Raw genomic sequence first — 17,584 nt, 5'->3', positions numbered from 1 at the left:
CAAAGCCCATTGCCCACTACCCGTAACAGGCTCTTCGCTTCTATTCCTTCCCCATCTTGCGCGACAGCTCCTCGGCAGCATGCTGTACCGCTTGAATCGATAGACGTCTAAGCTTGTCATCAAAGCGGTATTTGGGACCGGCAATCGACAAGCTCGCAACTAGCATTCCTCTCGAGTCGAATACAGGTGCGCCAACGGCGAATGCATCGGGATCAATCTCCCCCTGCGTAAGCGCATAGCCCTGCTCGCGAATGCGGTGCAATTGCTGCAGCAGCGAGTCCTTGGACAGATTCGGCGCCCACTTGTCCAGCACGTTCTGAATCGTTTTTTCACTCTCGTACGCTAGAATCGCTTTGCATGAAGCACCCAAGTATAACGGCAGCATTCTCCCATTCTCGGCAGAATACTGGATGAGTGCCTTGCTCCGAACCGTCTGGATGCTGGTCGCGCTCGCGCCCGAACGGATGAACAGCAGCGAAGTTTCATTTGTTACTTGAGTCAATTCCTCCATGACTGGCAGCGCCAGCGGTACAATCTCTCTATGCATCTGTTGACTGAGGCTCCTCGCAAGGTCCAAAATCCGCATGCCAAGGCCGATCTGCCCTTTGCCTCTGCGCTCCACGATTCCGTTTTGCTCCAGCGTTTGCAGGAATCGATAAATCGAGCTCTCGGGTATAGCCACCTTCTGTGCGATGTCGGTAACGGACAATGCCCCGTCCGCTTCAGCAAGCGCGAATAGGATGTCCAGCGCTCTGCCTAACGTTTGTGTGCCATTTATAGACCGCGCCTCGACGTTTGCATTTAAAGTTGCTTCTATAGATTGGGTTGTCAGCTTATGCACCTCTTCCTGTGTGAATTACCACCTGCTCGGCAGAGCCTCCCCGATGATGGATGGACGGACTGCTTTTCGGCAGCTTATATGCCGCATGCATGTCGCCGGTCAAGCTGCGAGCCTGTTCCTTATGCTTGGCGATCATGACGCTGCTCCTTTATGCTTTCCAGCGCATAGCGCGCAAGCGGTATCCCAAGCGCTTTCTCTACTTCGGGATACACGGTAGGGTCTTTGACGCTTGTGCTTAGCGGGATATGATTTTTGTTGATAGACAGCACGGCAAGCTTGCTGCCTACCTCTACATGTCCAACGCTGACGGGCAATCCCGTATCCGTAGACAGCGTCGTAATGACATCCGGGTACGTCGTTAACCGGTTGCCGCGGCTGTCGTCCGCAGCCATATATTCGTTCATGACATGAAGCGTGATGGTGTCGCCTTCAATCTCTACATCGATCGTTCCGATATCGAAGGCTCCCGAATAATGAACGTCTCTGCGCGTAACGATGCCTTGCCCAAGAATGTTGCCTTTTGTCTGAGTTACAATCGTATCGATAACAGCCTGGGCGCCTTGCGGCTGCGCTGCAATAATCGCTTTTCCAAGCTCGATTGCAATCGTAATGCCGCCGATTGCAGCATGCTCTTTAATATAGGAAGCCGGGAGCGGATGGCGCGCTGATGCGATGAAGCCTCCCGCTTGGTCGGCGGCTGTGCGCAATATGTTTGACGTCTTAGAGGGCGAGCCTTTGACGACAAGCTCAAGATAAGAGCCATTTTCGCGTTTGCCTCCCACGACAACTTGAATCGTTTCGTAGTCTTCCAAAGCGGCGAGTCCCATCGAACCCATTTTTCCGGTTGGATGCGCGCGGATATCCCCTGTTGCATCGACCACTGCCAAATCAAGCAGCGCAGCCGGGAGCCAGCCGTTGATCGTACTGGACATTCCATTTTGAGGAGTCATGACGCCTACGATTTTGCCGTCGTAGTTCTCTTGCAGCAGCTTCACCGCTTTAATATAATCCGTTCCGAGCATTTGCCAATCTGTACCCGCAGGCGCACCGATTGCCGTCGCAGTAATAACGATGGCATCATCCGGCAGCTCATGGACGGAAACGAGCCGCGGCTTCCCGATCGCTACGGCGGCTCCTCCGATTTGCAGCCCATGGTCCACCCAGCCACCCCCTCCGCATGCAAAGACTGAGCCTCCTCTTACTGCTGCCCATACATCCTCATCCGTTAGAATACGCATATGATTTCCCCCTATTTCAGCCTCGTTAACGAGCTTGTATTAATGATTTATAATCCGGACTTTCCTACCCCTGCCTCCGGCTTCCGATTCCATGTGTAGTTGGAAATAAATACGCCAGCGAGAATAATAAATCCGCCTAGAAACTGAGTCACTTCTATGGCATCTCCCAATATCAAATAGCCGGCAAGCAGCGCGATGAAGGGCGGCAGGTTATTGAATAATGAAGCGGTTCCAGCGCCTACAACAGCAACGCCGCGGGTCCACCACCAGCCTGCCAGCACGTTCAATAGACTTGCAACAACAAGCAGCACCCACATCATGCCCTCCCCGCTTGCTTCAAGCTTGCCTAACATGCCTTCGCCAGCTGCAATCGGGAGCATAAGCGCTCCCCCCACCAACGTGGAATAAAGATTGACTGTAAATGCGGATAGCCTTTGCGATAGCCTAGGAATGAACAGCAAACTGATTGAGAAGCCAAGCATCGCAATGATTAAATAAAGATCCCCAATCGACACGCCAAAGGCTGTTCGGCCTGAGGCAACGATGGCGAGAACGCCAGAGAAGCCAAGAACGGCCCCGCCCAGCTTCCTGCCCTCCAGCCTCACCCGGAAAAATATAGCCTCCAGCAGAAGGGTTGCCAGCGGGGCAACTGCATAAATAAGAGCGCCGTTGGCTGCGGTCGAATACTGAAGCCCAAGAAAGTAAAGGGGCTGCTGAATGAATGTGAAAAAAAAGGAGGACGCGAGCAGCAGCAGCCACTCGGTCCTTGTTGGTTGCTGGAGGGGCTGCGCCCTGCTGATCGCGAGCAAAATCAATCCTGTCACTAGGATCCGAAGAAAGGATAAGAGCACGGGGGAAAAGCCTCTAAGCAAATAGGCGCTAAGCACGTAGCTAATTCCCCACAAAACCGTAACGGCAAATAGCCCAATAAAAGCCGATTTGCTTGATGGCAGCGCTGTTGGCATTACAACCACTTCCTGAGTTGCCGTTTCATCAGGAATGAGACGCGGCATTTTTATACGGGAGCCGATCCTCTTCCTGCAGCTTCCACTGTACGCCGTCGACATAAATGGCATCGACTTCCTCATTGTAAAAGCTGAGCCGACCTGCTATTTCATGTACTTCCGGAAGCGCATCGGCATAGCTCCACACAATATCATCGACCGTTTGCCCATCCTCGCCAATAGCTGACCAGTAGGAGGCCGTCCCTTTGTACGGGCATTGCGTCGTCGTGGCGGAAGGCTTCAGCAGGTCGAACCGAATATCCTCTTTAGGCAAATAATAGCGGGGCGTCAAGCCGGTTTCGTACAAAATGACCGGACGGCGACTGTCCGCTATCAGCTTGCCGCCTATGTATACCTGCACATGGCGGGAGCTTGGAATCGCATCGATTCGGGAATACGGATCTCTGGCATGAACGAAAATTTGCTCTTCTTCCTCATACCAAGCATCCGCCAGCTTCCAGGCAAACGAGACATAGCCTTCTATGACCGAGCTCTCGCCTACTGGCTCTGGATATTTCCAAGCAGCACGCTCAAAGATCCGGTCACCGACAGTAATAGTTCCATATACAGCCTCACCCTTGTTCCCTTTATTCTCGCGCTGCTCCGACCAAGCAATGAGCTCCGTCTTCACATCGGCCAGAGGGAAATAATAGACAGGCAGCCTCCCCGTTTCCGTAACGACCAATACCTGCTTGCTATCCGCTATTGTAATTCCGCCAAAGATGACACGAATCCATTTGGGACTGCGCTCCGCTCGAATTTGCCATCCTGTGTGCTGACCATCACGCAATGACCATTGGGGATCGATATGCGACATATTCCATCTCTCCTTCTTCCTTTAGATACGTACCGACGTATGCCGATTGGCTGGGCGCTGCAAATTCAGATGCTCGCGAAGCGTACTGCCTGTATATTCCGTCCGGAACAAGCCGCGGCGCTGCAGCTCGGGAATAACCAAATTTACGAAATCGTCCAGGCTGCCAGGCAAATGAGGGAATGCGATATTGAAGCCGTCAGCCGCGCCATTCACGAACCATTCTTCCAGATGGTCGGCGATTTGCTCCGGCGTACCGGCAAACCCGCGTTTGTTCGTTACCCGTTGATACAATTGACGAATCGTTAACGGCTCTTGCTTCAAAATCTCCAGTATACGTTCCAGACCGCTCTTGCTTTGATTGAAGCTGTCTATTTCAGGAATGAAAGGCAGCGGCTCATCAAGCGGATAACCGGAAATGTCGTGACCGAGATAGTGCGACAGCAAATCCAGTCCAAGCTTCTGTGGCGTCAGCTCCTCAATAACAGCGAGACGCTCCTTAGCCTCAGACTCCGTCCGGCCGATAATCGGCATAATGCCCGGCAATATTTTCAGCTCGTCAGGGTGTCTGTTGTATTTGCCCATGCGATCCTTGATATCCTTGTACAGACGCTGTCCGTCCTCCAGCAGACCGCCTGGAGCAAACGTCGAGCCCGGGGCAAATACGACCTCTGATTTGGCGGCAGCCAGCTCCTTGCCAGCCTCGGAGGCGCCCGCCTGAATGAGCACGGGGTACCCTTGCGGCGGACGAGAAACGTTAAGCGGCCCTCGCACGTTAAAATCGTTGCCTTTATGCTCTAAGTTATGAAGCTTATCCTTGTTGGCAAAATAACCGGTTTCCTTGTTAAAGAGCAGGGCATCATCCTCCCAGCTGTCCCACAAGCCTTGCGTCACATCCACGAACTCGCTTGCCCGCTCATATCTCAGCGCATGCTGGAGATGCTTCTCTTTGCCGAAGTTGCGAGCCTCCTCATCCGTTTGAGAGGTTACGATATTCCACCCCGAACGTCCGTTGCTTAAAAAATCAAGCGTAGCCAGCTTTCTCGCGATATGATAGGGCTCGTTATACGTTGTGGAGATCGTCGCGGCCAGCCCTATGCGCTCGGTCACAACCGATAATGCCGACAGAAGGGTGAACGGCTCCGGCCGAATGCTGTTGGAATGGCTTACGCCGGATTCGAACCGGTCCCACACGTACAGCTCATCCGCATAAAAGAACATATCGAACTTTCCGCGCTCAGCCGTCTGCACGATTCGTTTGTAATAATCGAAATCAAGCACCCCTTCCGCTTCAGCCTCCGGATGGCGCCAGCTGGAAATATGCTCTCCCGCCGGAAAATACATCATGGCGCCTAGTGCCATCTGTCTTTTTGGTGTGCTCATTTGCAATCACGACTCCTTCATAGTTTTATTTTTCTAGCAATCCATTGGCAGTCAGCCATTCTTTGGCTACATCCAGTGCCGGTCTTTGCTTTAACTCCACTTCACCGTTTAATTTCTGCATTTCGGCATCCGTAATTTTTCCTGCAAGCTTATTTAGCACCTCTTCCAGCTCCGGATGCTCCTTCAGCACTTCGTCACGGACGATCGGTACCGCGTAGTACGGAAGGAAAACATGCTTATCATCCTCAAGCACGACAATCGGCTTCACCGTAATTTGGCTGTCAGTCGTGTATAGAATCATCGAATCAATCAGCTTCTGCTCGATCGCTTGATAAGCGAGCCCAGGATTTTGAATCGTTTTGATTTCTTTGAATTTCGGATTATAGGTTTCGAGTATCGGAGGCCAAGCATCAGGACGATTAATGAATTCCTCGCTCGCGCCAAAGATCAGCTCACCGGATTTCTCAGCCAACTGGCTGGTCGTCTTAATGCCGTATTTCTCCGCTTGATCCTTACGCAGCCCGAATGCATACGTGTTGTTGAACCCGATCGGGTCCAGCACCGTCAGCTGGTTCTTCTCTTTAAGCTCGCTTTTCACCTTGTCGTATGCCTTCTGAGGATCGAACTCCGGTTCTGCTTTAAGAATATTGATGAGTGCCGTTCCAGTGTACTCTGCATATACATCCACTTTATCCTCCTGCAAAGCGTTCCATAGCAAGGAGTTGTCCAGCGTCTCTACATTTGCCTTCAGCTTCGTGTCATTCTCAATGAGCAGCTTAAACGCATTCGCCAAAATATCCGATTCGGCAAATCCTTTGGTTGCGATGTTTATCGTGCTTGATTTGCCTGAGCCAGAAGCCGAGCATCCGCTCATCACGGCAATCAATAGTGCCGCTGCACCCAAAGCAATCGCTTTGCGCAGCGAATATTTCCCCCAGCTGTTGTTGCTTGCTGTCCATTTCCTTGCGTTCATTCTTTTCTTCCCCTTCCGTAGTTTCCTTTATATTTTGTTTTGCTGCCGCAGGCCCTTAGGCGTTAAGCGCCGATTAATCAGCAGCAGCAGCAAATTAACAACGATGACGAGCAATGAAACGGGAATAGCCCCGGCTAAAATAACATTCGTATTGATCATCGAGATGCCCCTCGTAATGATGTCCCCAAGCCCGCCTGCTGCTATATACGTAGCAATCGTAGCCAAGCTGATCGTCTGTACGGCAACAACGCGAACGCCTGCCATTATAAAGCTCCGCGCGATTGGCAGTTGAACCATCCACAAAATTTGCCAGCGTGTCATACCCATACCTGTGCCGGCTTCGATTAAAGCCGGATTAACGCCGGATATGCCCACATATGTATTTTGCAGAATAGGGAGCAGCGCATAGAGCGTCAAGGCGATTATGGCAGGCTTGGTGCCAATGCCTACCAGTGGAATCATAAAGCCGAACAAAGCGAGGCTTGGTATGGTCTGAATAACAGACACAACCGTTATGATGCCATTGGCGAGCTTCTTGTGCGTCGTGAGATAAATGCCGATTGGAATGGCGATGAGGCAGGCGATAATAACGGAAACGAGCGACAGCTCCATATGCTCGATCGTCTTTTGCAAAATATGCGCCCAGTCCGCTTTGATCGTGTTCCAGAATTGATTCATGCAAGCATCTCCTCCTTGTTGAACTGCTTCCCAAACGCCTCGATCAAGCTCGTTTGCGTGACGGCGCCCAGAAAATGATGCGATGCGTCAACGACTGGAACGATACGATTTTTGCGCAGCAGCTCAAAAATACGAGAAATCGGCGCATCGCCTCTAACATATGGAGCGTCCGTCCGCATAATTTCATTCACAGGCCGCTCGCTGCGTGCTGCCGCTTCGCTCCTCAGCTGTTCAAGTCCAATAATGCCTAGATACGTATTGGCTGGACTCGTTACAGCGAGCGCCTCCAGCTCATGCTTCTCCACATAATGAAGCGCATCGACTGCCGTGAGGTGGGAGTGGATCGATAAATGATGGGCGAGCACACTCTCAACCGTATGCTGGGGCGCAAGCGGCTGGAAACGTTCTTGCCCGATGAATTCGCGGACGAACGCATCTGCAGGATGATTCAGCAGCTCCTTCGGCGTGCCGGCCTGCACGATTTTGCCCTCCTTGAGCAGCACGATAAGATCGGCGATTTTCAGCGCTTCATCAATATCATGCGTGACAAATACGATCGTCTTCTTCACCTGCTCATTCAGCTTGATCAGCTCCTTCTGAAGCTGAATGCGGCTGATCGGGTCCAGCGCGCTGAACGGCTCATCCATAAGCACGATGGATGGATCGGCTGCCAGCGCCCGAGCTACGCCGATTCTTTGCTGCTGGCCGCCGCTCAATTCATGCGGATACCGCTTGCGATACGATTCAGGGTCCAATCCGATAAGCGATAACAGCTCTTCCGTGCGGGCTTTAAACTGCCGCTTCTCCTCTCCTTTCAGCCGCGGGACTACCGAGATATTCTCTTCAATGGTCATGTGCGGGAATAAACCGATTTGTTGAATGACATATCCGATATTTCTTCTTAGCTCCACTGGGTCCAGAGAACCGATATCGCTGCCTTCGAGCAAGATCTGTCCGGCCTCCGGCTCGATCAAACGATTAATCATTTTGAGAATCGTCGTTTTCCCGCAGCCGGAAGGGCCTATAATCGTAACAATCTTTTCCTTAGGCACCGTCAGATCAAAGTTTTCCAGCACGAATCCCGCGCCATAATTTTTGCTTACCTGCTTGAACTCCACGGCAGCTTCGCTCATATCCATCCATCCCTTCTAAAAAAATAAGAGGCCCCACTTTCCCCTAAAGGAAAATGAGACCTCCTAACGTAAGGTTGACCTCAAACTTTATTAACATATGATAATCAATGACTATATCGCAATAATAGTATAGGGTTTATCGGTTGTCAATCATTATTTATACTAATCCTATAGGAATTAAGTGTTTAAAAAAGGGTATAAAAAAAGACCTCCTGTTTTCAGGTCAGTCATCCCCAGCTAAGCCATCTATTTCGGGCTATCGCTTAATTTCGCTCGCATTAAAAAAGTCAAGCGCAGAACGGTACCAGCTTGGCTGCTCTTCCTTCACTCCGTCTACAAAAATAGCGTCCACCCGTTCATTGTAAAAGGAATGCAGGTTGGCGATTTTCGGTATTTCCGGAATCGGATTCGGATAGCTCCATAAAATATTTTCATGCAGCTGGCCGTTGATGTCAGCAGATAGATAGGCAGCCGTCCCTTTGTAAGGGCAGCTCGTTTGCAGGTTCGATTCGGTGAAATACTCCTGGCGAATATCCTCGATGGGCAGGTAGTAACGCACAGGCACACCCGTTTCAAAAACGATAACCGGCCGGCTGCTCTCCGCAACCGTCACCCCGTTCAGCACGACCTTAATATGACGGGAGCTGGCGATAGCGTCCACCCGCTTGTACGGATCGCGAGGATGAACAAAAATCTCTTCCTCTTCCTCCAGCCATTTGTCGACTTTATCCCAGTAAAAAGCGACATATCCGCGCAGCGCTTCACTCTGAGGAATCGGGTTCTGGTAGCCCCACACCGCATTTTCAATCAATCGATCGCCTACTTGGATGCTCCAGTACGAGGCGTCTCCCTTCAAAGGGCAATGGGTTTGGTGCCCGGAGGGCACCAGCAAATCCTTGCGGACATCCGATTCCGGAAAATAATAAACCGGCAAATGCCCCCGTTCATGCAGCGTCAATACGGATTTGCTGTCTGCAATGGTCACACCTCCGACCTGTACGCGAACCCAACGGGGATTCAGCTCCGCTTTTATATTTTTCTTCGACGTATCCGCCACCTGACAGGATTGCTGCTCCGTTTCATGAAGACTCATCCAATTCCCTCCTCAATAATATCAACTATAGATAATGAATTATCATTATTCTATAATATCATCGAGTTTTTCATTTCTCAATAGCTATTCAGATAAAACCAACAGGAATTTAAGTATATGGATTCAGCAAATAAAAAAGCGCCCCACGAGCCGACTTTCGACTATGAAGCGCCATTCTTCTTCGTGCGCCTATATGCGCTGATTCAACCTATGCTGCTGCCTAAACTCATTCGGCGAAAAGCCGGTAAATCTTTTGAACATGCGTGATAAATAAGAGGTTTGCATGCCCAAGCGCTCGGCAATTTCCGCGATAGTCATCTCCGAATGAAGGAGCAGGGCGCTAGCCTTTTGCATTCGCTTCTTGTTGATATAGACGATAGGCGAGACGCCAAGCATCGATTTGAAGTAGTGCAAAAAATATTTCGGGTGAAAGTGAACGAGCTGGGCCAGCGCTTCGACTGTGATTTGCTCAGTCAGATGCTTTTCGATATACTGCAGCACGATATATAGCTTATGCACCGACGGAATCGAAGCTGTTTGCAGCGGATCTACCGTGGATCGTTCAATGAACCTTGACATCATATGAAATAAGATCGATTTAACAATAAACGGCGCAGCCAGAGTATCGCTCTCGTGCTGATCGATTAGCTCTAGGAATTGATTTTTTATCGTTTCGTCATTTCTCAGGGCGATATGATGCGGTGCAAGCAGCAAATCGAACAAGTTATTTTCTCCAACGGTCGCCGTAAAATGGCACCAATATTTCAAAAAAGGATTCGTCTCATCCGTGGAGAAAGATATACGCGTGCCGGCCGGCACCAGAAACAGATCCCCTGGGACGGGGAAATATTCGATATGATTTATTTTCAGCCTGCCTTCTCCATCCAAAAAATAATAGAGCGCATTTTCTCCTTGAATAGTGTTTGTACCGCCCCAATCAGGACGTACTTTCGTCAGCGCACCCGTCGTCATGTGGATCTGCGTATTCGATAAATATGTGCGAGCCAAGTTCATCCTTCCACACATCCCTTTCATGAAGATAGCTTACTATTGTGCAAAAACCTCATATTATTATACATTCATTTCCCTGTTTTCGCATCTTACAATGAAAGAATAGCACGGTAATGGAAAGCGAGACAGCGCTTTAATGAAGGAAGCACAGCACGATAAGCAAAGGATTATCGTATGACACATTATTCGAAAGGGGATTATTACAATGAATGATACAGGACTAGCAAAGCCCACGAAACAGCAGCTTCAGTGGCAGGATATGGAGCTCGGGATGTTTTGCCATTTTGGGATGAATACCTTTTGCGATCAGGAATGGGGAGAGGGCAATGATTCGCCGGAGCTGTTCAACCCTACGCAGCTTGATGCACGGCAGTGGGTTCGCACGGCTAAACAAGCCGGGTTCGCTTACTTTATTTTAACAGCCAAGCATCATGATGGCTTCTGTTTATGGCCGACAAAAACAACCGATTATTCCGTTAAATCAAGCCCTTGGAAAAATGGGCAAGGCGACGTCGTGCGTGAGGTTGCTGATGCTTGCAAGGAAGAGGGCATCCGCTTTGGATTGTATTTGTCGCCGTGGGATCGGCATGAGCCTTGTTATTCAGACAAGGAGGCATATGACGATTTTTACGCTGCTCAGATTACGGAATTGCTAACGCAGTACGGACCGCTGGTCGAGCTCTGGTTCGACGGAGCCGGATCGCATGGCAGAGAATACGACTGGAGACGCATCATTGGCCTTGTGAATCAGTATCAGCCGGATGCGATGATTTTCAACATGGGGATTCCAACCATTCGGTGGGTGGGCAATGAGGACGGCGTTGCTTCTTATCCGTGCTGGAACACGAATGAATCAGCCAAACTAAGCATGTACACGGATGATATGGCCGCTTGGCTGCCGGAAACCCCGTCGTGGGTGCCTGCCGAGTGCGATGTGCCGATTCGCAAGGACCGCTGGTTCTGGCATCCGAATGATGAACATACGCTTCGTTCGCTGGACAACCTGCTCGATATTTATTATCGCTCTGTTGGACATGGCGCTACGCTCTTGCTAAATCTGGCACCCGATAACCGGGGGCTGCTGCCAGAGGCGGACGTTAACCGACTGCTTGAGCTCACTAGTGAAATCAAGAGAAGATTTTCCAGTCCCATTGCCCAAACGGTTGGCGAGGGCGATTCGATCCTCCTAGCGTTTGAGTCTGCGACCGAAGTCAATCACGTGATATTAATGGAAGACATCGCCCACGGCGAACGCATTCGCTCTTACGTACTTGAGGCAGAGCAGCAGGGACAATGGGTCGAGCTGGTCAAAGGAAGCGCCATCGGCCACAAAAAGATCGATCGGTTTGACGCGGTTCATACCAAGCAGCTTAGGCTTCGGGTGACGTCCAGCGTGGAAACAGCTCTGATACGGAGCTTTGCAGCTTATTGCTGCTGATACTAAAAAAGGTCCGTTTCTTTCGAGGTTATCGATTGAAATGGGCTGTTTTTTTGATTACATAGGTTTTGCGGCTATTTGTGTGTTGTGAAGCAGCAATAAATCGGTATAATACAGAAAAGAATCATTTTTGATTATTCGTGGAAGGTGGGGACTTTATGGCAGCAAGTGTCGCATTAGTCAGGCCGGCATTGGAATTAGAAGAAGCCTATTTGGCATTTTATCAGGAGTGGATGGATAGCGGAGAAGATGTTGTTCCCTGGGTGGTCGGTATAGACCCAACCGATTTCCAGGGCATGGTGCAGACTTTGCTTGCTAACGAGAAAGGCGAGCGTTTGAACGAGGGCTGGGTGCCTGACTCTACCTTCTGGCTTGTAGCTGAGGACGAACAGATCGTCGGAGCCGTGAACATTCGACATCGTCTTACCGAGAAGCTGAGGAATAGCGGCGGTCACATCGGCTACGGCATTCGCCCATCCGAGCGAGGCAAAGGCTATGCGACTAAGCTATTGGCGTTAGCCTTAGAGGAAGCGCGGCTGCTAGGAATCCACAAGGCGCTTGTCGTATGCAACGAAAGCAATATCGCCTCGGAGAGAACGATTATCCGCAATGGCGGTGTACAGGACACCTCCTTCGTGGAAGAAAACGGCAACGTGATTAAGAGATATTGGATCTAAATAATAGAGTATGCAAAATTCATCAATCTACTAGAATCTACGCGGGATTGCTGTTATCGAGATCGGTAACCCCGCATCATTCGAGTAATTTTTTTATGCAGCTTCCTACAAGCAAAATCAAACCGTATTCTCCTAGTCATCTAAGTAACGAATGAAATCATGAGCAAGCTCATATCGGACGATCCGTTCACGATTGCCGCGATAATAGGGCAGCAGCCAGCCCTTGGCGCATAGCTTTTGCAATAGGTTAACCGCCGTTTTTTGGTCTATTTCAAAGTGGCGCTCCACGTCCTTGGGCCGAATGGGCTCAGCTCGCTGAATCGCAAGCCGAATAATTTCTTTCTCGGCAAGCAGGGCACGCGTGATCGGTGACTGCCCGGATTGATACCTGCTCGTCACCATGCGAAGCATCGTCATGCAAAGTCCGGGATTTTTCTCTACGTCATCGTAAGCGAACGAGATAACATGAAAGCCCATCGCGTGCAGGAAAGCTTCCCGGTTTAGTTCGTTGCAATATTTTTGCCGATCCATATCGCGTACATGCGAAGCAAAACCTTTGATTTCAAAAATCAGCTTTACCCTTCCTGGAAGCCAAGCAAAATCAGCAAAATAGGATCTTCCCCGCCAGTCCAACACCTCATACTCAGGATGCAGATGCTGAAAGTCCCCCCGAAGAGGCCACCATACATTGCGCAAAAACAACGACTCAGCGTGTCCATGCCCTCTCTCCAGCTTGCCCCGGCGTTCTCCCGACCTATTGTCGATATGCTCCTGTATAAAGGAGCGATGCGCTTCTTCATATCCCATTTGCATACATCCTCTCTGGAAAATAGAAAACGCCCCGCTATCACTCACCTAGGAGTGTTAACGGGGCGTTCTTCGTCTCTTGCCTCTGATTATAGGGCAACTAGCGGGATAGGACTAGTCCTAGTTTGAAAATTGTTCTAGTAGCCTCCACTTCCAAACCGACTTCTCAAACATCAACCCTCTCACAACATATAAGCTGCGCCAAAATGCGCGTTAGTCCCCCACAACCAAGCCCCAAAATACTTTCGTGAACCAACTAGCCAGTTCCCTTTCATTTTGGACTCAACACCAAAATATGTTTAACGCCTCACTAGCGGATTTATCGAACGACATTCGACTGGGCTTGTGTTATCTCCTCTCCAACAAGGAGGTGCAAGTCGGAAAAGATTCCATGTTCAGCTTAGTTCACTATGGAAGAAAACCCGCGGCAGCCTACTCAAATGCACTAACCACCACACTTGGATGATTTTAACTGGAATTTCTCCAGTTAATTTCTTGTTTAAGCCCTCGAAATGGAAATTTCACTAAATTAACAGGAGTTTATCCTGTTATTGGTCGATATCGCGCCTCTGACTAGTAATTAGCGGGAGGTTTTCCTGTTATTTGGTGCGGTATCGGGTTACAGACATGCGGTTAGCGAGGGGTTTTCCTATCAGTAAGTATCGGGATCGGGTCTCAGATACGGTTTGACAGGGAGGTTCTATTGTTATTTATACCAGCAGAAGGTGTCCGTTATTGGTACGATACCAGGTCACAGCGCTGCTCCAGCCGCGCCAAGCAGATGAATATGCTATTATCGTTCCCTCAATTTATTCGCTTGGCTAGAATAATCACTGACCGTAACTGTCAGCAATCGTTAGGTATACTTGGCAATAGGAACGACAAAAATGCCATTGGAGGAATGATTGTGTACACAACGCTGGAGCAATTCGCAACGGAATGGGAACAAGAAACGCGCAGGACGGAGAATGTACTGAAGACATTGACGGATGATTCGCTGGCGCAAGCCATCATGAGCGGCCGCAGGACGCTAGGAACGCTGGCTTGGCATCTTGTCACGTCGATCGGATTCATATCTACACTCGGTCTAGAGCTAGAATCGCAACCGCAGAACAACTCAGCGCCTGACTCAGCAGCTGAAATCGCGAAAGCCTATAGCAAAATCGCACGTTCCTTGCTGGATGCCGTGCAGTCGCAGTGGAACGAGGATACCCTTGCCGCTACACAAACCGTCATGGGCGAGGAATGGAGCAACGGAGCCTCCTTGCACTTTGCCGTCCTGCATCAAGCGCATCATCGCGGACAGATGACCGTGCTTATGCGGCAAGCCGGGCTATTGGTTCCGGAGATTTATGGTCCCACCTACGAAAGCTGGCTCCAAAAAGGAATGGAGCCGCTCGTGTAGAATCGTTATGATAACTACAACTCATCATCAAAAAAGAAGGTATGAACCAATATGTCCAAAGCAGACTCGATGCTGTCCATCCTATGGCTGCTCCGGTCCGGCAGAAAGATGACGGCGAGACAGTTGTCTGATGAACTCGAGATTCATATTCGAACCGTCTACCGCTGCATCGATTCCCTATGCGCAAGCGGTGCGCCGATCATGGCGGAATCCGGGCCAAACGGCGGCTTTCAGATCATTGGCCGCTTCGCCGACACCCCTCTTATGTTCGATTCGGAGGAGCAGAAAGCATTGATGCAAGCGTCCGTCTTCGCCGAAGCAGCCGGTTATCCCTTCACAGAGGCTTTAAGCCGGGCCATCGACAAGCTCAAGCTGTATACGAACGAAGAACAATCGGAGTATCTTCATCGCCACAGCCACGGCCTCTCCGTCATCTCTCCCCCGGTCGCAAGCCACAAGGCATCTATCCTTCAGGAGCTGGAGGAGGCTTGTGCGCGAGGTCAATCCATTATGATTGATTATGACAAAGGAAGAGGGTCTGCCGTCTTAAGAGAATACGATCCTTATGGCATCATTCACTGGAAGGGCAGCTGGTACACGGTTGGCTTCTGCCGGCTGCGGCAATCCTTGCGCAGCTTCCGGGTGGATCGAATTTTGCGCATCATGGAGGCTGGAAACCGATTTGAACGCCCTGCTGATTTCTCCTCCAAAGACTTCCTGATGGGGCAGCTGCTGCCTGATTCTCTTGGGACGGAAAAACTTATTGCGTTTAGGGTGCGCGCGCACGAGCAAGTGCTGAATGAGCTGCAGCGACACTGGCTATTCGGACATGCCTTAGTGGAGCGATCGGAGGAGGAAGCTTTGTTCCAACTAGGCGCCTCCTCCCTCCTATCCTACGTCCCTTACTTTCTACTCCCATATGGCAAAGCGCTGACCATCCTTGAGCCGAGCAATCTCATTGAAAAATTGGCAGAGATAAGCAGCAGTCTCGCCGCGCATTATGGAGCTATGTTGAACCCAACAACAGAATCGAAAGGATGAAACCAATGACCAAATTTACGATGTACGGAAAATTAATCGCTCAGCCGGGCAAACGGGAAGAGCTTGCACAAATGCTGCTCCACGCGGCAGAAGGACTTCAGTCCAACCCAAGCTGCGAGCTCTACATCGTCAACGTCTCCGAAGACGACCCTGATGCGATCTGGGTAACCGAGCTATGGAAAGACGCAGATGCCCATGCCGCTTCGCTGAAGGATGAACAAACTATAGCGTTGATTCAACAGGCACGGCCGCTTATTGCAGGTGTAGAGCCGTTACGGCTAAAGCCTATCGGCGGAAAGGGTCTTTAAAATTGCTTATTCACAATGAAAAAGTCTTTACCCTATAACAAGCCCAAAAAATTTCACTGAGCTCTGCCAAATAACCAAATAAACGCATAAAAGGGGAGGCACAAGGCATGCCTCCCCTAATTGCATTATCCCCTCGGGATAAACTTGCTGATATCAACGTCGAGCGCCTGCGATAGCTTCATGCCAAACGTCCGGTCGGCACGGAAAAAGTTGCAGATGGCGCGGAGCCTAATATCGTCATTTGTTTGCTTCAGCTCGCCAACCACGTTGGCGATAAGATTCGCCTGCTGCTCCTCCGGCAAAGAGCGGTAGCGCTCGCCAGCTTGGGTGAAGTCGTCGGTTTTGTCGATCTTTTGGCGGCCAGCCGAGCCTTGAAGGGGAACATAGGAATCGGCGTATGCTGGTGCCTCCTTCGGGCTCTCCGACGAGCTGTTAGGCTCGTAATTGACTGAAGACGGGTTAGCCTGCATCGTCATCGCGCCATCCCGCTGATAGTTGCGCACAGGCGCATAAGGACAATTCACCGGAATATGCAGGTAGTTCGCGCCCAAGCGGTAACGCTGCGTGTCCGGATAGGAGAACAAACGGCCCTGCAGCAGCTTGTCCTCAGACGGTTCGATGCCCGGCACTAACGCGCTAGGCGAGAAGGCCGACTGCTCCACCTCTGCAAAATAGTTGACCGGATTACGATTTAATGTCATCGTTCCTATCTTTTGCAGCGGATACATATCCTCCGGCCATACCTTCGTGGGATCAAGCGGATCAAACGCATACCGCTCTACATGATCAACCGGCATCAGCTGCACGTGAAGCTCCCACTCTGGGAAGTTGCCAAGCTCGATCGCATCATGAAGGTCGCGGGTTGCGTGATTAAAATCTTTGCCCTGCATCTCGCTTGCCTCTGCCGCCGTAAAGTTGCGCACCCCTTGCAGCGACTTCCATTTATATTTGACAAAGGTTGGCTTGCCCGCATCGTTTATCCATTTGAAGGCATGTACGCCAAAGCCATCCATTTCGCGGTAAGTGGCAGGCGTCCCGTCATCCGAAAACAGCCAAGTCAGCATATGAGTAGATTCCGGCGATAGCGTCATGAAATCCCAGTAGCGCGCTGGATCTTGTAAATTCGTATTTGGCGCAGGCTTCAAGGAATGAACCATATCAGGGAACTTCATTGCATCGCGGATAAAAAATACGGGCAAATGGTTGCCTACAATGTCGTAATTGCCTTCCTGTGTGTAAAATTTAACTGCGAAGCCGCGCGGATCACGCGCCGTCTCCGGTGAGCCCGTTCCGTTGATAACGGTCGAAAACCGTACGAACACCGGTGTTTCCACGCCAGCTTCATGCATAAAATGAGCCCTCGTGTGAGCCTTCATGCTGACCTCTGTACGGAACACGCCGTGTGCACCTGCTCCTCTTGCATGCACGACGCGCTCTGGTATGCGCTCCCGATCAAAATGCGCCAGCTTCTCAAGCAGATGGTAATCCTCTAATAATGCGGGTCCGCGCTGTCCTGCCGTTCGAGAGCTTTGATTATCGCCTACTGGCGTTCCTAGATTGGTCGTTAAATAGTTTTCCATGATAGCACCTCATCGATAGTTTGTATATTTAGACTTGGTCTAAATCTTTAAACTAATCATATCGAATCTGTGATGGACTGTCATGAAAACACTATGAATACTCGATGAACATTTCATGAAGAGCAGCCAGCCTCCCTGCCGCATCAAGCAGCAGGAAAGA

The 17,584-nt window shown here is 50.5% G+C and carries 18 protein-coding genes; 5 read left to right on the top strand and 13 right to left on the bottom strand.

Features of this window, described 5'->3' with window-relative positions; all coding sequences use genetic code 11:
* Nucleotides 1–40 precede the first annotated feature (40 nt).
* From HI950_RS17800 to HI950_RS17750, 11 genes are all read right to left on the bottom strand, one after another.
* Nucleotides 41–841 (bottom strand): IclR family transcriptional regulator, encoded by an 801-nt coding sequence (locus HI950_RS17800; protein ID WP_317618397.1) that lies wholly within the window; start codon nt 839–841, stop codon nt 41–43.
* On the bottom strand, nt 834–977 hold the full coding sequence (locus tag HI950_RS17795) for a hypothetical protein (protein ID WP_169084405.1): 144 nt from the start codon (nt 975–977) through the stop codon (nt 834–836). The genes HI950_RS17800 and HI950_RS17795 overlap by 8 nt, the downstream gene beginning before the upstream one ends.
* Entirely contained in the window at nt 961–2,079 is a 1,119-nt protein-coding gene (locus HI950_RS17790) for a thiohydantoin desulfurase (protein ID WP_169084403.1), read from the bottom strand. Before HI950_RS17790 ends, HI950_RS17795 begins: the two co-directional genes overlap by 17 nt.
* Before the next feature lie 47 nt (nt 2,080–2,126).
* Complete coding sequence (locus tag HI950_RS17785) at nt 2,127–3,155, bottom strand: DMT family transporter (RefSeq protein ID WP_187768120.1); 1,029 nt, start codon at nt 3,153–3,155, stop codon at nt 2,127–2,129.
* Complete coding sequence (locus HI950_RS17780) at nt 3,073–3,900, bottom strand: DUF427 domain-containing protein (RefSeq protein WP_191296924.1); 828 nt, start codon at nt 3,898–3,900, stop codon at nt 3,073–3,075. The genes HI950_RS17785 and HI950_RS17780 overlap by 83 nt, the downstream gene beginning before the upstream one ends.
* A 21-nt stretch (nt 3,901–3,921) precedes the next feature.
* Nucleotides 3,922–5,280 carry an LLM class flavin-dependent oxidoreductase gene (locus HI950_RS17775; protein ID WP_169084399.1) on the bottom strand — a complete coding sequence of 453 codons (1,359 nt, stop codon included), beginning with the start codon at nt 5,278–5,280 and terminating at the stop codon, nt 3,922–3,924.
* Nucleotides 5,281–5,305: 25 nt separating this feature from the next.
* Nucleotides 5,306–6,253, bottom strand: a complete 948-nt coding sequence (locus tag HI950_RS17770; protein WP_169084397.1) for an ABC transporter substrate-binding protein — start codon at nt 6,251–6,253, stop codon at nt 5,306–5,308.
* 27 nt (nt 6,254–6,280) lie between these two features.
* Entirely contained in the window at nt 6,281–6,931 is a 651-nt protein-coding gene (locus HI950_RS17765; RefSeq protein WP_169084395.1) for an ABC transporter permease, read from the bottom strand.
* Nucleotides 6,928–8,070 (bottom strand): betaine/proline/choline family ABC transporter ATP-binding protein, encoded by a 1,143-nt coding sequence (locus HI950_RS17760; protein ID WP_317618396.1) that lies wholly within the window; start codon nt 8,068–8,070, stop codon nt 6,928–6,930. The genes HI950_RS17765 and HI950_RS17760 overlap by 4 nt, the downstream gene beginning before the upstream one ends.
* A gap of 250 nt (nt 8,071–8,320) precedes the next feature.
* Nucleotides 8,321–9,157, bottom strand: a complete 837-nt coding sequence (locus tag HI950_RS17755) for a DUF427 domain-containing protein (RefSeq protein WP_169084391.1) — start codon at nt 9,155–9,157, stop codon at nt 8,321–8,323.
* 189 nt (nt 9,158–9,346) lie between these two features.
* Complete coding sequence (locus HI950_RS17750) at nt 9,347–10,171, bottom strand: helix-turn-helix domain-containing protein (RefSeq protein WP_169084389.1); 825 nt, start codon at nt 10,169–10,171, stop codon at nt 9,347–9,349.
* Nucleotides 10,172–10,373: 202 nt separating this feature from the next.
* Between HI950_RS17750 and HI950_RS17745 the strand changes: the two genes are divergently transcribed.
* Nucleotides 10,374–11,606 (top strand): alpha-L-fucosidase, encoded by a 1,233-nt coding sequence (locus tag HI950_RS17745; RefSeq protein WP_169084387.1) that lies wholly within the window; start codon nt 10,374–10,376, stop codon nt 11,604–11,606.
* A 158-nt stretch (nt 11,607–11,764) separates the two neighbouring features.
* Entirely contained in the window at nt 11,765–12,283 is a 519-nt protein-coding gene (locus HI950_RS17740; protein ID WP_169084385.1) for a GNAT family N-acetyltransferase, read from the top strand.
* Nucleotides 12,284–12,415: 132 nt separating this feature from the next.
* Here HI950_RS17740 and HI950_RS17735 read toward each other — a convergent pair whose 3' ends face one another.
* Nucleotides 12,416–13,090: a DUF559 domain-containing protein gene (locus HI950_RS17735; protein WP_169084382.1), complete on the bottom strand. Its 675-nt coding sequence runs from the start codon at nt 13,088–13,090 to the stop codon at nt 12,416–12,418.
* A 703-nt stretch (nt 13,091–13,793) separates the two neighbouring features.
* On the opposite strand from HI950_RS17735, the gene HI950_RS17730 reads away from it, so the two are divergent.
* The 3 genes from HI950_RS17730 to HI950_RS17720 are packed head-to-tail and all read left to right on the top strand — an operon-like array spanning nt 13,794 to nt 15,844.
* Complete coding sequence (locus HI950_RS17730; protein WP_223285347.1) at nt 13,794–14,495, top strand: DinB family protein; 702 nt, start codon at nt 13,794–13,796, stop codon at nt 14,493–14,495.
* Between the two features lie 51 nt (nt 14,496–14,546).
* Nucleotides 14,547–15,536, top strand: a complete 990-nt coding sequence (locus HI950_RS17725; protein ID WP_169084380.1) for a helix-turn-helix transcriptional regulator — start codon at nt 14,547–14,549, stop codon at nt 15,534–15,536.
* A 5-nt stretch (nt 15,537–15,541) separates the two neighbouring features.
* Nucleotides 15,542–15,844: a putative quinol monooxygenase gene (locus HI950_RS17720; protein ID WP_169084378.1), complete on the top strand. Its 303-nt coding sequence runs from the start codon at nt 15,542–15,544 to the stop codon at nt 15,842–15,844.
* Between the two features lie 125 nt (nt 15,845–15,969).
* On the opposite strand, the gene HI950_RS17715 is transcribed toward HI950_RS17720, so the two are convergent.
* A complete protein-coding gene (locus HI950_RS17715; protein WP_169084375.1) occupies nt 15,970–17,424 on the bottom strand; it encodes a catalase in 1,455 nt (484 codons plus the stop codon).
* Nucleotides 17,425–17,584 lie beyond the last annotated feature (160 nt).

The sequence above is a fragment of the Paenibacillus sp. PL91 genome (assembly GCF_012935325.2).
GTDB lineage: Bacteria > Bacillota > Bacilli > Paenibacillales > Paenibacillaceae > Pristimantibacillus.
This window is presented reverse-complemented; position numbering and strand designations above follow the sequence as displayed.

Coding starts and splice junctions, on each gene's coding strand:
- HI950_RS17795 (WP_169084405.1), bottom strand. CDS start 977: ATGATCGCCAAGCATAAGGAACAGGCTCGCAGCTTGACCGGCGACATG.
- HI950_RS17790 (WP_169084403.1), bottom strand. CDS start 2,079: ATGCGTATTCTAACGGATGAGGATGTATGGGCAGCAGTAAGAGGAGGC.
- HI950_RS17785 (WP_187768120.1), bottom strand. CDS start 3,155: ATGCCATTTATGTCGACGGCGTACAGTGGAAGCTGCAGGAAGAGGATC.
- HI950_RS17780 (WP_191296924.1), bottom strand. CDS start 3,900: ATGTCGCATATCGATCCCCAATGGTCATTGCGTGATGGTCAGCACACA.
- HI950_RS17775 (WP_169084399.1), bottom strand. CDS start 5,280: ATGAGCACACCAAAAAGACAGATGGCACTAGGCGCCATGATGTATTTT.
- HI950_RS17770 (WP_169084397.1), bottom strand. CDS start 6,253: ATGAACGCAAGGAAATGGACAGCAAGCAACAACAGCTGGGGGAAATAT.
- HI950_RS17765 (WP_169084395.1), bottom strand. CDS start 6,931: ATGAATCAATTCTGGAACACGATCAAAGCGGACTGGGCGCATATTTTG.
- HI950_RS17760 (WP_317618396.1), bottom strand. CDS start 8,070: ATGGATATGAGCGAAGCTGCCGTGGAGTTCAAGCAGGTAAGCAAAAAT.
- HI950_RS17755 (WP_169084391.1), bottom strand. CDS start 9,157: ATGAGTCTTCATGAAACGGAGCAGCAATCCTGTCAGGTGGCGGATACG.
- HI950_RS17750 (WP_169084389.1), bottom strand. CDS start 10,171: ATGAACTTGGCTCGCACATATTTATCGAATACGCAGATCCACATGACG.
- HI950_RS17745 (WP_169084387.1), top strand. CDS start 10,374: ATGAATGATACAGGACTAGCAAAGCCCACGAAACAGCAGCTTCAGTGG.
- HI950_RS17740 (WP_169084385.1), top strand. CDS start 11,765: ATGGCAGCAAGTGTCGCATTAGTCAGGCCGGCATTGGAATTAGAAGAA.
- HI950_RS17735 (WP_169084382.1), bottom strand. CDS start 13,090: ATGGGATATGAAGAAGCGCATCGCTCCTTTATACAGGAGCATATCGAC.
- HI950_RS17725 (WP_169084380.1), top strand. CDS start 14,547: ATGTCCAAAGCAGACTCGATGCTGTCCATCCTATGGCTGCTCCGGTCC.
- HI950_RS17720 (WP_169084378.1), top strand. CDS start 15,542: ATGACCAAATTTACGATGTACGGAAAATTAATCGCTCAGCCGGGCAAA.
- HI950_RS17715 (WP_169084375.1), bottom strand. CDS start 17,424: ATGGAAAACTATTTAACGACCAATCTAGGAACGCCAGTAGGCGATAAT.